This window comes from Xenorhabdus eapokensis (genome assembly GCF_001908105.1).
In genome coordinates this window covers 17,091-31,802 of the sequence record NZ_MKGQ01000011.1, presented here as the reverse complement: position 1 = coordinate 31,802, position 14,712 = coordinate 17,091, and the positions used below count along the sequence as shown (strand labels likewise).

Annotated in this window: 11 protein-coding genes and 1 pseudogene; all 12 read left to right on the top strand. The window is 45.1% G+C overall.

Annotation, left to right across the window (positions count from 1 at the left end):
- The first annotated feature begins 184 nt into the window (after window positions 1-184).
- Window positions 185-1,111: a transcriptional regulator LeuO gene (gene leuO / locus Xedl_RS39160; protein WP_074022993.1), complete on the top strand. Its 927-nt coding sequence runs from the start codon at window positions 185-187 to the stop codon at window positions 1,109-1,111.
- A 127-nt stretch (window positions 1,112-1,238) separates the two neighbouring features.
- On the top strand, window positions 1,239-3,074 hold the full coding sequence (locus Xedl_RS39165) for an AMP-dependent synthetase/ligase (protein ID WP_208605032.1): 1,836 nt from the start codon (window positions 1,239-1,241) through the stop codon (window positions 3,072-3,074).
- 198 nt (window positions 3,075-3,272) lie between these two features.
- Window positions 3,273-5,000 (top strand): acetolactate synthase 3 large subunit, encoded by a 1,728-nt coding sequence (ilvI, locus tag Xedl_RS39170; RefSeq protein ID WP_074022995.1) that lies wholly within the window; start codon window positions 3,273-3,275, stop codon window positions 4,998-5,000.
- A 2-nt stretch (window positions 5,001-5,002) separates the two neighbouring features.
- Window positions 5,003-5,494 carry an acetolactate synthase small subunit gene (ilvN, locus tag Xedl_RS39175; protein WP_167366717.1) on the top strand — a complete coding sequence of 164 codons (492 nt, stop codon included), beginning with the start codon at window positions 5,003-5,005 and terminating at the stop codon, window positions 5,492-5,494.
- A gap of 88 nt (window positions 5,495-5,582) precedes the next feature.
- Window positions 5,583-6,590 carry a catabolite repressor/activator gene (gene cra, locus Xedl_RS39180; RefSeq protein WP_074022996.1) on the top strand — a complete coding sequence of 336 codons (1,008 nt, stop codon included), beginning with the start codon at window positions 5,583-5,585 and terminating at the stop codon, window positions 6,588-6,590.
- Window positions 6,591-7,238: 648 nt separating this feature from the next.
- Window positions 7,239-7,697 (top strand): division/cell wall cluster transcriptional repressor MraZ, encoded by a 459-nt coding sequence (mraZ, locus tag Xedl_RS39185; RefSeq protein WP_047767655.1) that lies wholly within the window; start codon window positions 7,239-7,241, stop codon window positions 7,695-7,697.
- 1 nt (window position 7,698) lies between these two features.
- Window positions 7,699-8,643 carry a 16S rRNA (cytosine(1402)-N(4))-methyltransferase RsmH gene (rsmH, locus tag Xedl_RS39190; RefSeq protein ID WP_074022997.1) on the top strand — a complete coding sequence of 315 codons (945 nt, stop codon included), beginning with the start codon at window positions 7,699-7,701 and terminating at the stop codon, window positions 8,641-8,643.
- Complete coding sequence (gene ftsL, locus Xedl_RS39195) at window positions 8,640-8,960, top strand: cell division protein FtsL (RefSeq protein WP_074022998.1); 321 nt, start codon at window positions 8,640-8,642, stop codon at window positions 8,958-8,960. The genes rsmH and ftsL overlap by 4 nt, the downstream gene beginning before the upstream one ends.
- Before the next feature lie 27 nt (window positions 8,961-8,987).
- Window positions 8,988-10,770 (top strand): annotated as a pseudogene (locus tag Xedl_RS39200) (peptidoglycan glycosyltransferase FtsI).
- Window positions 10,757-12,244 (top strand): UDP-N-acetylmuramoyl-L-alanyl-D-glutamate--2,6-diaminopimelate ligase, encoded by a 1,488-nt coding sequence (murE, locus tag Xedl_RS39205; RefSeq protein WP_074023000.1) that lies wholly within the window; start codon window positions 10,757-10,759, stop codon window positions 12,242-12,244. The pseudogene Xedl_RS39200 and the gene murE overlap by 14 nt, the downstream one beginning before the upstream one ends.
- Window positions 12,241-13,623 carry a UDP-N-acetylmuramoyl-tripeptide--D-alanyl-D-alanine ligase gene (gene murF, locus Xedl_RS39210; protein WP_074023001.1) on the top strand — a complete coding sequence of 461 codons (1,383 nt, stop codon included), beginning with the start codon at window positions 12,241-12,243 and terminating at the stop codon, window positions 13,621-13,623. Before murE ends, murF begins: the two co-directional genes overlap by 4 nt.
- On the top strand, window positions 13,617-14,699 hold the full coding sequence (mraY, locus tag Xedl_RS39215) for a phospho-N-acetylmuramoyl-pentapeptide-transferase (protein ID WP_074023002.1): 1,083 nt from the start codon (window positions 13,617-13,619) through the stop codon (window positions 14,697-14,699). The genes murF and mraY overlap by 7 nt, the downstream gene beginning before the upstream one ends.
- The last annotated feature ends 13 nt before the right edge of the window (window positions 14,700-14,712 follow it).

The following is a 14,712-nucleotide window of genomic DNA, read 5'->3' as shown; positions in this document are numbered from 1 at the left end:
AAAATGCATTGGTTATGCGTATTTTGGTTTTTGTACAAGAATGAATCTTGATTTATTTTCTAATAAATTTGGATAATTAATCTTATTAATGGATAAGGCTGTTTATGATATTGAGATTTTTTATTTAAATACAGTCAATATTCATATTTAATGAGGACACTGCTATGTTTAGTGGAGTGAAATAATGACAGAAAAAAAAGAATCGTGTGATATTCAATTGCGGGGTGTGGATCTTAATTTGCTGACTGTTTTTGATACTGTCATGCAAATGCAGAATATTACACGTGCAGCTCAGGCATTGGGAATGTCACAACCGGCTGTCAGTAATGCTGTATCGCGTTTGAAAACGATGTTCGGTGATGAGTTATTTGTTCGTTATGGTCGAGGTATTCAGCCAACGGCGAGGGCAAAACAGCTTTTTGGACCACTTAGGCAAGCACTGCAAATTGTTCATAATGAACTACCTGGCGTGGGATTTGATCCCAACAAGAGTACAAGGGTATTTCATCTCTCTATTTGTAGTCCCCTTGATATTCGTTTAGCTGCTCAAATTGTTGGGCAGATAAAAAAACAGGCTTCTAATATCGAAATTGTCATTAAAACACAAATTAATGATGATATTGAGAAGCAATTAAAGTATCAGGAAATAGAATTTGTTATCAGTTATAACCAATTGGAATGCCCTAATTTTCATAATTATTCTCTGTTTAATGATGAATTGGTTTTGGCTGTTTCTAAACATCATCCTAGAATTAGTAAGGAAATTACTCAGCAGCAATTGCAGGAAGAAAGACATGCCATCGTTGCATTGGATAACATAGATTCATTTAGTAAACCTTACTATGAAAATAATGAATTATTGCGTTCTATTTCTTATCAGGGAACGGATTTAAATAGCGTTCTTAATATTGTCTCTCAGACTTATTTAGTTGCCATAGTACCAAAATGGATGGTTGAACACTATTCCGAACAGCTAAATATCTGTTCAGTATCTTTGCCTAATGGTCCGATTTTTCGTCCTTGTTATTTGATATGGCATGGTGCAATAGATCGGGATAAAGGCCATCAGTGGATGAAATCACTATTAAGTCATCTTGGTGAACAAAAATAGATCACAGTAAAGTAGAGCAGGGGAGAAGATATCAAAAATGGACTTCCCCCTTTTACCAGGAATGAGTAGACTGCGCGGAAATAGCTAACATCTGTAAGCTGAAAAGTAGGTCATACACTTACTAAAGATGCTAAATGAAATATTGATACAGGAATATATTGTGATAACAGATCCTCTGCACTCCTATCACTTGGTTAACCGATTGCAGCAGCAATTCAATGAATATCCAGAAAAAGTTGCCTTTCGGCAGTGGTCTCCATCAGAACAGTTGGAAATGAATTGGCGACAGATTGAATGCACAACGAGATCGGTGGCAAAAGCATTACTGTCATTGAGAGTAGCAGTGCAGGGGAAAGTGGGTATTTTTGCGCAGAATTGTATGGCATGGTCATTAGCTGATTTAGCTATCCTTCAGCTTCGGGCTGTGACTGTGCCATTGTATGCGACCAATACTTGTGAGCAGGCCACATTTATTCTCAATGATGCAGCAGTAGAGGTGTTATTTGTTGGTGGGCAGGAACAATATGATATTGCCATAACACTGATCGAACGGTGTCCTAAACTTACTCATCTTATTATTATGGATGAATCTGTGGACTTGAAAGGATGTCCGCAGGCATTGTATTTATCCGCTTTGATTGATAATGACTATTCGCAATATCAGGCAGAATTTAATAGCCGTATTGCGGGGCAGGATTTAAATGACCTTTTCACCCTAATCTATACCTCTGGTACAACGGGAGAGCCAAAAGGGGTGATGCTGGATTACCGGAATATGGCGGCACAGCTTTATCTGCATGACCAGAGGTTAACATTGACCAATCAGGATGTATCACTCTGTTTTCTGCCACTATCCCATATTTTTGAGCGGGCCTGGAGTTATTATGTCATGCACACTGGCGCCCTGAACGTTTATTTAACAGAAACCAATCTTGTGCGTGAAGCTATGTCTGATGTGCATCCGACGGTGATGTGTTCTGTTCCCCGTTTTTATGAAAAAGTTCATGGTGCGATCTTAGAAAAAGTTTCCCGCGCGCCTTTTTGGCGTAGGATGATTTTTCACTGGGCATTGAAGCGGGGAGAAGAGCGCTGGGGGCGTCAGCAGAAGAATAAAAAAGGATGCCCATTCACTCGCTGTAGTTATCAATTGGCTGACAAATTGGTGTTGAGCAAACTCCGCAACCTTTTGGGCGGACGGGTACGTTTCTTACCAGTAGCGGGAGCACGCCTTGATGATGCCATTACCCGTTTTTTCCTGTCTATTGGCCTCAACATTAAATATGGATACGGCATGACAGAAACTTGCGCGACGGTGTCGTGCTGGGAAGAAAAAAATTATCTGTTAGGCTCAATTGGTACGCCATTGCCTGGGATTGATGTTCGCATTAGTGCGGAAGGGGAGATCCAGGTGCGTGGCTCTATTGTAATGAAAGGTTACTTTAATCGCCCAGAGGAAACAGTCCATGCCTTTACGGAGGATGGCTGGTTGCGGACAGGCGACGCCGGAAGGTTGGATGATAATGGTCATCTGTTTATTACCGAGCGTCTGAAAGATTTGATGAAAACGTCAACAGGTAAATATATTGCGCCACAAATGATTGAAGGGATGTTGGGGCAGGATCGTTTTATTGAACATATTGCCGTTATTGCTGATGCCCGCCAATTCGTTTCTGCGTTGATTGTCCCCAGCTATGAAGCACTGGAAGAGTACGCGAAATCTCTTAATCTCCATTACCGCGACCGCCTTGAACTGCTGCACAATCAGCAGGTTATAGCGTTGTTTGAACGGCGCTTAAAGGAAATGCAGAAAAATATTGTCAAATTCCATCAAGTCAAACGATTTACTCTTTTGCCGGAAGCCTTTTCAATGGAAAAAGGAGAATTAACGCCGACATTGAAATTACGCCGCAAGGTTATTTCTCAGCATTATCAGCGCGAAATTGAATCTATGTATCGGGATTGAAAATAGGCAAAAGTTCGACTCTTCTTCAATAAATGTTTTCAATATGTAAATTGATGTTTGCTAACACTTGTATCTAACGTTATGTTAGTTAACTTAGCGTTATGGAATAAATAAGAAATGGAATAAATAAGGTAACTTTTTCGTTACCTTATGAAATTACGACGATTAACTTGCAAACAGAGCCTGGAGGCAAACTCGATGGAGATGTTGTCAGGAGCCGAAATGGTTGTCAGATCGCTAATCGATCAGGGCGTTGAACACGTGTTCGGTTATCCGGGCGGGGCGGTACTGGATATTTATGATGCCCTGCATACGATTGGGGGAATCGAACATATTTTAGTGCGCCATGAACAGGGGGCTGTTCATATGGCGGATGGGTACGCGCGTAGTACGGGAAAAGTCGGGGTTGTTTTAGTCACCTCAGGGCCAGGAGCAACGAATGCCGTTACGGGCATTGCAACGGCATATATGGATTCAATTCCTATGGTCGTGTTATCTGGTCAGGTTGCCAGTTCCCTGATAGGTAATGATGCTTTTCAGGAGTGCGATATGGTGGGAATTTCCCGACCCATCGTGAAGCATAGTTTTCTGGTGAAAAAAGCAGAAGATATCCCAAATACAATTAAAAAAGCTTTTTACCTGGCTGCAAGTGGTCGGCCGGGGCCTGTTGTTATCGATTTTCCCAAAGATACCGTCAACCCTGCATTGAAATTCCCGTATGTGTACCCTGAAAAAATTACCATGCGCTCTTATAACCCTACCGTGCAGGGACACAAGGGACAAATTAAACGTGTATTGAAGACGCTGATGAGGGCAAAAAAACCCGTGGTTTATGTCGGGGGTGGTGCCATAAATTCAGCATGTACAACTGAACTGTTGAAGTTGGCTGAACATTTTCACCTTCCGGTCGTCAGTTCGTTGATGGGATTAGGTGCATTTCCTGCAACACATCGCCAAAGCTTAGGCATGCTGGGGATGCACGGAACGTTTGAAGCGAATAAAGTGATGCACAACTCTGATGTTATTTTTGCCGTGGGTGTGCGTTTTGACGATCGAACAACCAATAATCTGGAAAAATATTGCCCCGAAGCAACCGTATTACATATTGATATCGATCCAACTTCAATTTCAAAAACGGTAACAGCGGATATTCCTATTGTTGGCGATGCCAAACAGGTCCTTGGTCAGATGTTGGAATTATTGGATTCTACGGAAGATACCCAAGATCCTGATGCCCTGAAAGATTGGTGGCTTGCGATTGAACAGTGGCGCAGCCGCAAGTGTCTTGATTACGATCACACGACAGCGAAAATCAAGCCACAAGCGGTCATTGAAACCCTTTATCGCCTAACCAAAGGGGACGCCTACATTGCGTCAGATGTTGGTCAGCATCAGATGTTTGCCGCTCTGCATTATCCCTTTGATAAACCGCGACGTTGGATCAATTCTGGTGGTTTAGGGACGATGGGGTTTGGCTTGCCTGCTGCGCTTGGCGTGAAGTTGGCGAAACCTGAAGCCACGGTAGTATGTGTAACAGGGGATGGCAGTATTCAGATGAATATTCAAGAATTGTCTACTGCTTTGCAATATGGTCTGCCTGTGCTGGTGCTGAATCTGAATAACCGTTTCTTGGGGATGGTGAAGCAATGGCAGGATATGATATACGCGGGTCGTCATTCTCAATCCTACATGGAATCCCTGCCTGATTTCGTCAAATTGGCAGAGTCTTATGGGCATATTGGTGTCTCCATCCAAACTTATGATGAGTTGGAGACGAAATTGACCCAGGCACTGCATGAAGTCACTGAAAATCAACGTCTGGTTTTCGTGGATGTTACCGTTGACGAAACAGAACATGTTTATCCAATGCAGATCCGAGGCGGAGCAATGGATGAAATGTGGTTAAGCAAAACAGAGAGGACCTGATCATGCGCCGGATTTTGTCTGTATTACTTGAAAACGAATCGGGAGCATTATCCCGCGTGGTTGGCTTGTTTTCCCAACGGGGTTATAACATCGAGAGCTTGACCGTTGCTCCTACTGAAGATCCCACATTGTCACGTGTGACTATCCAAACCAAAGGTGATGCCAAGGTATTGGAACAAATTGAAAAGCAATTGCATAAATTGGTAGATGTATTGCGGGTCAATGAATTAACAGCAGGGCCTCATGTTGAGCGGGAAATCATGCTGGTAAAATTACAAGCCAGTGGATACGCGCGGGAAGAGATTAAACGCAGCACCGATATTTTTCGCGGGCAGATCGTTGATGTGACTGCAACACTCTATACCGTCCAATTAGTGGGGACGAGTGAAAAATTGGACGCTTTTCTTGATTCAGTCAGGGAAGTGGCGGAGATCGTCGAAGTGGCGCGTTCGGGCATAGTTGGAGTCTCTCGCGGCGATAAAATTATGCGATGAAAAATCGTAATCTGCGGGTTAAAATACAGATATTCATTGAGCCCTACTGTAAAGTAGGGCTTTTTCATAATCTTACTGAGGGGTTAATGTGAAACTGGATGAGATCGCCCGCTTAGCTGGTGTTTCACGTACTACGGCCAGTTATGTCATCAATGGTAAAGCCAAACAGTATCGGGTCAGTGATAAAACAGTAGAAAAAGTGATGGCAGTGGTTAAGGAGCATAATTATCATCCTAATGCTGTCGCTGCTGGCCTTCGGGCGGGGCGAACCCGTTCAATTGGTTTAGTCATACCCGACCTGAAAAATACGAGCTACACCCGTATTGCCAATTATCTTGAACGTCAGGCACGGCAACGTGGCTACCAGTTGTTGATCGCCTGTTCGGAAGATCAGCCAGATAATGAAATGCGCTGCGTTGAACATCTTTTGCAACGTCAGGTTGATGCGATCATTGTTTCTACCGCTTTACCGCCTGAGCATCCTTTCTACCAGCGTTGGGTGAATCGCTCATTGCCAATCATCGCACTTGACCGTGCCTTGGACAGCGAACACTTTATCAGTGTGGTTGGAGATGATCTCGAAGATGCGAAAATGCTGGCACAGGAGTTGCGTCAATTTCCGGCTGAATCTGTCCTTTATTTGGGAGCATTACCTGAATTATCGGTCAGTTTTTTGCGTGAACAAGGTTTCCGCGAAGCGTGGGAACATGATCCACGGGAAGTCAACTATCTTTATGCCAATAGCTATGAACGTGAAGCTGCGGCAGAAGTATTTGCGTTATGGTTGGAAACTAATCCTGTTCCTCAGGCTTTGTATACGACTTCATTTGCGTTACTTCAGGGCGTCATGGATACGCTTCTCAAGCGCGGTGGTCGGTTACCAAGTCAATTGGTTATTGCCACATTTGGTGATCATGAGTTACTTGATTTCCTTGAATGTCCGGTATTGTCGGTGGCACAACGCCATCGTGATGTCGCTGAACGTGCCCTTGAACTGGTATTAGCCAGTTTGGATGAAAAGCAGCGTCCAACCCCCGGAATAACCCGAATGCGTCGTCATCTATGTCGTCGTGGTAAGTTAAGTCGAAAAGCCTAATTGAGCACCCTCATTAAAGATGAGGGTGCTGTTTACCTGCTTAACATCATCAAAATACGCGCATTAAGGTAATTTTGAGATTATTCTTACTAAAATTCTTCTAAATGGCTTTTTATAACCGTGAAAATCGATAATGTGTTATTTAAATTCACAAGATGAATAATTTTGTGATAGCGAGTTATTATTTATGTAAGTTATTTGTTGTTTGAGAGTTATTTTTTTACTTAATTGATATATAATCATTTTATGTTTTTAGATAAATACAAAATTTCAATATGTTATTATTTTTTATACTATTGTAACCCAAATGGATAGTTATTATTAATAAGTTTATGACGAGTAACAATTGAGCAACAATGAGATATGGGTTACATAAATTAATTTAAGTGGTAATTAATTGTACTAAATTCAATCCCCAATAAGGCTCGCTACAGATTTATTAAATTATTCAAAATTATCATAGTGTTATCTATTATTAATATAGCCAAATCTAGAAATTCCTTCTTTTTCTCTCCCGAATCTTTCTGTAAATCTAGCTAAAGCGCACGGGCTCTGGCTTGACAAGGTTTTCATACCATCCGTAAACTCTTAATTGTGGTGATTTGTGGGATAATGTGGAGATTTGGGCCATCAAGGGGTAACCTGAGTATGTTTCGTGGAGCAACGCTGGTTAATCTCGATAGCAAAGGGCGACTTACTGTACCAGCCCGATATAGAGAAATGCTGAATGAAGTATCAACAGGCCAAATGGTTTGTACTATTGATCTTCATCAGCCGTGCTTGTTGCTTTATACATTACCCGAATGGGAAATCATCGAAAAAAAATTATCTCGCTTATCCAGCATGAATCCAGCCGAACGTCGTGTTCAACGTTTGCTATTGGGACACGCCAGTGAATGTCAAATGGACAGTGCAGGACGTCTTTTATTAGCCAGCACACTGCGTCAGCACGCAGGGCTAACAAAAGAGGTCATGCTGGTTGGGCAATTTAATAAATTTGAATTGTGGGATGAACAAGTTTGGTATCAACAGGTACAGGATGATATTGCGGTTGAGCAATCCACACAAGAACCTCTATCAGCAAGGCTACAGGATTTATCACTATAACATGGCAAATAGTCATTTTGAGCATACCAGTGTACTGCTGGATGAAGCTGTCAATGGATTGAATATTCAAGAAGATGGAATTTATATCGATGGAACGTTTGGGCGCGGAGGGCATTCTCGCCTGATTTTGTCGAAATTGGGACCCAATGGACATTTAATGGCGATCGATCGTGACCCACAAGCCATTGAAGCGTCAAAGGCCATTACGGACAAGCGTTTTTCTATTACTCATGGGCCATTTTCTGAATTGGCAACTTATGTAGAAGAGGCGGGTCTGGTTGGAAAAATTAATGGCGTATTGCTGGATTTAGGGGTTTCTTCCCCACAACTGGATGATCCTGAACGTGGTTTTTCATTTATGCGTGATGGGCCATTGGATATGCGTATGGATACCACACGGGGGCAGTCTGCTGCAGAGTGGTTGATGAAGGCTGAAGCAGATGACATCGCATGGGTGTTAAAAACATTTGGTGAAGAACGTTTTGCCAAACGTATTGCGAAGGCTATTGTGGCACGCAATCAGGAACAACCGATTACGCGTACGCGTGAGCTGGCAGAGTTAATTGCTCAGGCAAGTCCAATTAAAGAAAAGCATAAGCATCCGGCAACACGCAGCTTTCAGGCTATCAGGATTTACATTAACAGTGAACTGGAAGAGATAGAACGTGCATTAGAGGGTGCACTACGCGTTCTGGCACCACAAGGGCGATTATCTGTCATCAGTTTCCACTCGTTGGAAGATCGCATAGTGAAACGCTTTATCCGACAACACAGTCAGGGGCCACAGGTTCCAGTCGGTTTGCCTCTCACGGAAGCGCAGTTAAAAACGCTGGGGGGAAGAAGTCTGAAATCCATTGGCAAAATGAAACCCTCAGAGGGTGAAGTAGCCACAAACCCAAGAGCGCGGAGCTCGGTTTTGCGGTTTGCTGAAAAGGTGAGTGAATGATGGCTGGTGAACGTCATGGGTTAGTTGGAGTGATTGCTAGCGATTTAATTCGTAATGCCAAACTCCCGCTGATTTTGCTGGTAGCCGTTGTAGTGTCAGCCATCAGCGTTGTGACGGTCACACATCAGACCCGCTTATTGACTGCGGAAAAAGAGCGTCAAGTGATCCAGCTTGATGCTCAGGATATTGAGTGGCGTAATCTGCTCCTTGAAGAGAACGCACTGGGTGATCACAGTCGGGTTGAACGGATTGCGACTGAAAAATTGCAGATGCAACACGTTGATCCAAGTAAAGAGAATATTGTGATCACTCAATAAGTCCAGTTGACAACCAAAAGGTGGGCGATGAAAGCTGCACGCTCTTTAAAGTTGAAAAAGCAAGAAGATAAAGCAAGTTTTGTAAGCTGGCGTTTTGCCTTGCTATGTGGAGGCATTGGGGTTGCTTTAATCGGGCTTTTGATTCGTGTTGCCTATTTGCAGATCATCAATCCTGATCGTTTGGTAAAAGAAGGTGATTCGCGTTCTCTGCGTATCCAATCTGTCCCGACTGCCAGAGGCATGATTAATGATCGCAATGGGCGTCCACTGGCAGTGAGTGTGCCTGTTGATGCGGTCTGGGCAGACCCTAAAGAAGTGTTTGAAAGAGGCGGCATCACAAATGACACTCATTGGCAGGCTTTGGCTGATGCCCTTTCCATCCCTCTTGAACAATTAACCAGCAAAATTAACGAATATCCCAAGGGGCGTTTTGTTTACCTTGCTCGTCAAGTGAATACGTCTATCGGCGATTATGTCGAGAAATTGAGGCTACCTGGTATCTATTTGCGTCAGGAATCCCGCCGTTATTATCCGGCAGGGCAGGTGACAGCGCATATTATTGGGGTCACTAATATTGACGGTGCCGGTATTGAGGGCGTTGAAAAGAGCTTTGATAATTGGCTGACCGGCATGCCGGGAAGCCGAACTGTTCGTAAAGATCGGACAGGGCGTGTTATTGAGGATATTTCATCGACAGATAGCCGGGCTGCTCACGATTTGACGCTCAGCATAGATGAGCGCCTTCAGACGCTGGTGTATCGCGAATTGACGAAAGCGGTTGCACTGAACCAAGCCGAATCAGGTTCAGCCGTATTGGTTGATGTCAATACTGGCGAAGTGTTGGCGATGGCAAACAGCCCATCTTATAACCCCAATAATTTGGCTGGAACGCCGAAAGATGCGATGCGTAACCGTGCCATCACCGATATTTTTGAGCCTGGTTCCACGGTGAAGCCGCTGGTGGTGATGAGCGCACTGAATAGTGGCATTGTCAAAGAGAATACGGTGTTAGATACCAGACCATACCGAGTAACGTATGGATCGCGGGGGCATGAAATTAAAGATGTTGCGCCACGCCCTGAGTTAACTATCACCGGTATCTTACAGAAGTCGAGTAACGTTGGTGTTTCCAAGCTGGCGTTAGCGATGCCTGCCTCAGAGGTGGTAAATGTTTATTCACGCTTTGGGATGGGAAAACCGACCAATTTGGGGCTGGTCGGAGAAAGTAGTGGCTTATTTCCAACTAATAAACAACGGTGGTCAGATCTTGATAGGGCCACCTTTTCTTTCGGCTACGGGCTAATGGTAACGCCGTTACAGTTAGCACGAGTCTATGCAACGATAGGCAGTCTGGGCATTTATCGCCCATTGTCAATTACCAAAGTCGATCCTCCCGTACCGGGCACCAGAGTGTTTCCTGAAACTGTTATGCGGACCGTGGTGCACATGATGGAGAGTGTGGCATTACCAGGGGGAGGCGGTGTACGGGCAGCGATAAAAGGTTATCGCATTGCCGTTAAAACGGGGACGGCAAGAAAAGTCGGGCCGGATGGCAGATATCTCAATAATAAGCATATTTCTTATACTGCCGGAATTGCACCGGCGAGTAATCCACGGTTTTCACTGGTTGTGATCATTAATGATCCACAAGCAGGCAAATATTATGGCGGTGCAGTTGCGGCGCCTATCTTCGGCACAATCATGAGTGGTGTCCTGCGTACCATGAATGTTGAACCAGATGCATTGCCTGTAGGCGATAAAAACGAATTTGTGATTAATAAATAAAGAGGATAAAAGTGGCAGATCGTAATTTGCGCGATTTATTGTCTCCGTGGGGTGTTGATACACCGGAGCTTCCGCTGCGCGAAATGACATTGGATAGCCGTAAGGCGGCTGCCGGAGATCTGTTTGTTGCGGTTCAAGGGCATCAAACAGACGGTCGAAAGTATATTCCTCAAGCCATCGCTCAAGGTGTTGCTGCGGTGATTGCAGAAGCGAAGGGAAAAGCGGATAACGGCACTGTGCAGAAAATGCACGGTGTGCCTGTTATCTATCTGGATAATTTAAATAGCAAATTATCCAAGTTGGCCGGCGAGTTTTACCAACATCCCGGCAATAAACTGAAATTGATTGGTGTGACTGGCACCAACGGGAAAACAACAACAACACAATTATTGGCACAATGGAGCCAGGGGCTTGGCGAAACCAGTGCCGTGATGGGAACCGTCGGAAATGGTTTGCTGGGTATGATAGTCCCCGGCGAAAATACGACTGGCTCTGCGGTTGATATTCAGCTTGATTTACAGCAGCTTGCTAACAAAAATGCCACTTTTGTTGCGATGGAAGTTTCTTCACATGGTTTGGTTCAGGGAAGAGTCGCAGCACTGCCATTTCAGGCGGCTATTTTTACTAATTTAAGCCGTGATCACCTTGATTATCATGGTGATATGGAAAATTACCAAGATGCCAAATGGCGACTGTTCAGTGACCATGATGTAAAGCAGAAAATCATTAATGCTGATGATACTGTTGGGCAGAAGTGGTTGTCTCGTCTGCCGGATGCAGTGGCTGTCTCAATGGAAAATAACTTGCCAGAAAATTGGCCGGGACGTTGGTTATCGGCCAGTGAGGTGCATTATCACGACAAAGGGGCTTCCATCACATTTAATTCCAGTTGGGGAAATGGAACGTTCGATAGCCCTCTTATGGGGGCGTTTAATGTGAGTAACTTACTATTGGCGCTCACAACTTTGTTGTCCCTGGACTATCCCCTGGAAAAACTGTTATCGACGGCTTCTTGCCTGAAGCCCGTTTGTGGACGTATGGAAGTTTTCTCTGCTGCTGGTCGTCCGACGGTTGTGGTTGATTATGCCCACACGCCTGATGCGTTGGAAAAAGCCTTATCTGCGGCTCGCCTGCACTGTAAAGGGCGACTTTGGTGTGTATTTGGTTGTGGCGGTGATCGCGACAAAGGCAAGCGTCCATTAATGGGGGGCATTGCAGAGCAGGGCGCTGATCGTGTGATTGTCACTGATGATAATCCTCGCAGTGAAGAGCCGCAGTCAATTGTGGCTGATATCCTACAAGGATTCATCGACCCAGGACAGGCGACGGCGATTCATGGGCGGGTTGAGGCCGTCACCAGTGCCATTATGCAGGCAAATGAAGACGATGTGGTTCTTGTGGCCGGCAAAGGTCATGAAGATTATCAATTGGTTGGCAATCGTCGTTTGGATTACTCAGATCGCCTGACCGTTGCGCGTTTGCTGGAGGTAATTGCATGATCCCTCTGACCTTACAGCAATTAGCACACTTGACCGGTGGCTTGTTATATCGCGTTACCGAACAGCAAGCTGAAACTTTGCCAATTAATGCGGTGGAAACGGATAGCCGTAAGATCGTGCGTGGTGGGTTGTTTATTGCCTTACAAGGGGAAAAATTCGACGCTCATGATTTTGCTGCTGATGTAGCACAGCAGGGCGCTGGTGCTTTATTGGTTAGTTGTTGTCTGGAGATTGATTGTCCTCAGGTCGTAGTTAAAGACACGCGTCTGGCGATGGGAAAACTGGCGGGTTGGGTTCGCCAACAAAGTAAAGCCCGCATTGTGGCTTTAACGGGCTCGTCAGGTAAAACATCCGTCAAAGAGATGACGGCAGCGATTCTGCGTCAGTGTGGCAATACCCTGTATACCGCGGGGAACTTCAACAATGACATTGGGGTGCCATTAACTTTGTTCAGGCTTACTGATGAACACCAGTTTGCTGTAATTGAACTGGGAGCGAACCATATCGGTGAAATATCTTACACCACTGAAATGGCTCGTCCTGAAAGTGCATTGGTTAATAACCTCTTTTCTGCCCATTTGGAAGGATTCGGCTCTTTGGCGGGGGTGGCAAAGGCAAAAGGTGAAATCTTTGCCGGCCTTGCTCCGACCGGAACCGCCATTATCAATCTGGATAGCAATGATTGGGAAAATTGGCAGCACAGCATTAGCGATCAACAAACGGTATGGCGTTTTTCCGCTTCATCAACAACGGGAGCGGATTTTTACCCAACGGACATTTTAGAACAACCATTGGCAACACACTTTTGCCTCCATAGCCCCATTGGGAGTGTTGAACTGACATTGCCATTGCCGGGAAAACACAATGTTGCCAATGCATTGGCAGCCAGTGCGCTGGCAATTTCTGTGGGGGCATCGTTGGATGATATTCGTAGCGGACTATCGGGATTACAAGCAGTTGCAGGACGTTTATTTCCTGTCCCTCTGACTGAGGGAAAAATGATATTAGACGACACCTATAACGCGAATCCCGGCTCCATGATAGCAGCGGCGCATGTGCTGGCGCAGATGTCCGGTTATCGAGTCATGGTTGTTGGTGATATGGGCGAGTTGGGGGAACAGACGACTCAGTGCCATCGTGAGGTGGGCGAAGCCGTGGCATCGACAAACATAGATAAAGTACTCAGCGTGGGGGCTTTCAGTGCCCATATTAGTGACGCGAGTGGTCGGGGGCAGCATTTCGCGAACAAGACTGAATTAGTTGCAGCGCTGCTTCCTCTATTGGAACAACACGAAATGATTTCCATATTAATTAAAGGTTCACGTAGTGCCGCAATGGAAGAGGTAGTGAACGTGCTGAAGGAGAACTTCCAATGTTAATTTGGCTAGCCGAATATCTGGTTAAGTATCACACCGGTTTTAACGTCTTCTCATATTTGACGTTCAGAGCCATCGTCGGCTTGCTTACTGCATTATTCATCGCGCTATGGATGGGACCAAGATTAATCGTTTATCTGCAAAAATTGCAAATAGGCCAGGTGGTACGCGATAACGGTCCTGAGTCCCATTTTAGTAAGCGTGGGACACCGACAATGGGAGGATTGTTGATTTTGTTCTCCATCACGATCTCTGTGTTGCTGTGGACGCGTTTGGATAATCCCTATGTCTGGTGTGTTTTGCTTGTTTTAGTCGGTTATGGCGTTGTGGGATTTGTCGATGATTACCGCAAAGTGGTGCGTAAAGACACCAAAGGGCTAATTGCTCGTTGGAAATATTTCTGGCAGTCCGTTATTGCTCTGGGTGTCGCATTTGTTATGTACAGCATCGGCAAAGAGACATCTGCAACCCAATTAGTCGTGCCATTCTTCAAAGAGGTTATGCCGCAACTGGGTTTGCTTTACATTCTGCTGACTTATTTTGTGATTGTAGGAACCAGTAATGCGGTAAACCTGACTGATGGATTGGATGGCCTTGCCATTATGCCAACAGTACTGGTTGCAGCAGGTTTTGCCTTGGTGGCATGGGCAACAGGTAACGTGAATTTTGCTAACTACCTGCATATCCCTTATTTGAGCCACGCGGGTGAGCTGGTGATTGTCTGTACTGCGATTGTCGGTGCTGGGCTGGGTTTCTTGTGGTTTAACACTTATCCGGCGCAAGTGTTTATGGGAGATGTCGGTTCATTGGCTCTGGGCGGGGCATTGGGAACCATTGCCGTATTGCTGCGCCAGGAGTTCCTGCTGATCATCATGGGCGGTGTTTTTGTGGTGGAAACGTTGTCTGTCATCTTGCAGGTTGGTTCATTCAAACTGCGTGGACAGCGTATTTTCCGTATGGCACCGATTCACCATCACTATGAATTGAAAGGTTGGCCAGAACCACGCGTTATCGTGCGCTTTTGGATTATTTCTTTGATGTTGGTGTTGATTGGTCTGGCAACGCTGAAGGTACGTTAATCATGGCTGAGCG

Excerpts from the sequence above, each read along its gene's own strand:
- rsmH (WP_074022997.1), top strand. The coding sequence starts at position 7,699 with ATGGCAAATAGTCATTTTGAGCATACCAGTGTACTGCTGGATGAAGCT.
- murF (WP_074023001.1), top strand. The coding sequence starts at position 12,241 with ATGATCCCTCTGACCTTACAGCAATTAGCACACTTGACCGGTGGCTTG.
- leuO (WP_074022993.1), top strand. The coding sequence starts at position 185 with ATGACAGAAAAAAAAGAATCGTGTGATATTCAATTGCGGGGTGTGGAT.
- ftsL (WP_074022998.1), top strand. The coding sequence starts at position 8,640 with ATGATGGCTGGTGAACGTCATGGGTTAGTTGGAGTGATTGCTAGCGAT.
- ilvN (WP_167366717.1), top strand. The coding sequence starts at position 5,003 with ATGCGCCGGATTTTGTCTGTATTACTTGAAAACGAATCGGGAGCATTA.
- mraY (WP_074023002.1), top strand. The coding sequence starts at position 13,617 with ATGTTAATTTGGCTAGCCGAATATCTGGTTAAGTATCACACCGGTTTT.
- mraZ (WP_047767655.1), top strand. The coding sequence starts at position 7,239 with ATGTTTCGTGGAGCAACGCTGGTTAATCTCGATAGCAAAGGGCGACTT.
- Xedl_RS39165 (WP_208605032.1), top strand. The coding sequence starts at position 1,239 with ATGCTAAATGAAATATTGATACAGGAATATATTGTGATAACAGATCCT.
- ilvI (WP_074022995.1), top strand. The coding sequence starts at position 3,273 with ATGGAGATGTTGTCAGGAGCCGAAATGGTTGTCAGATCGCTAATCGAT.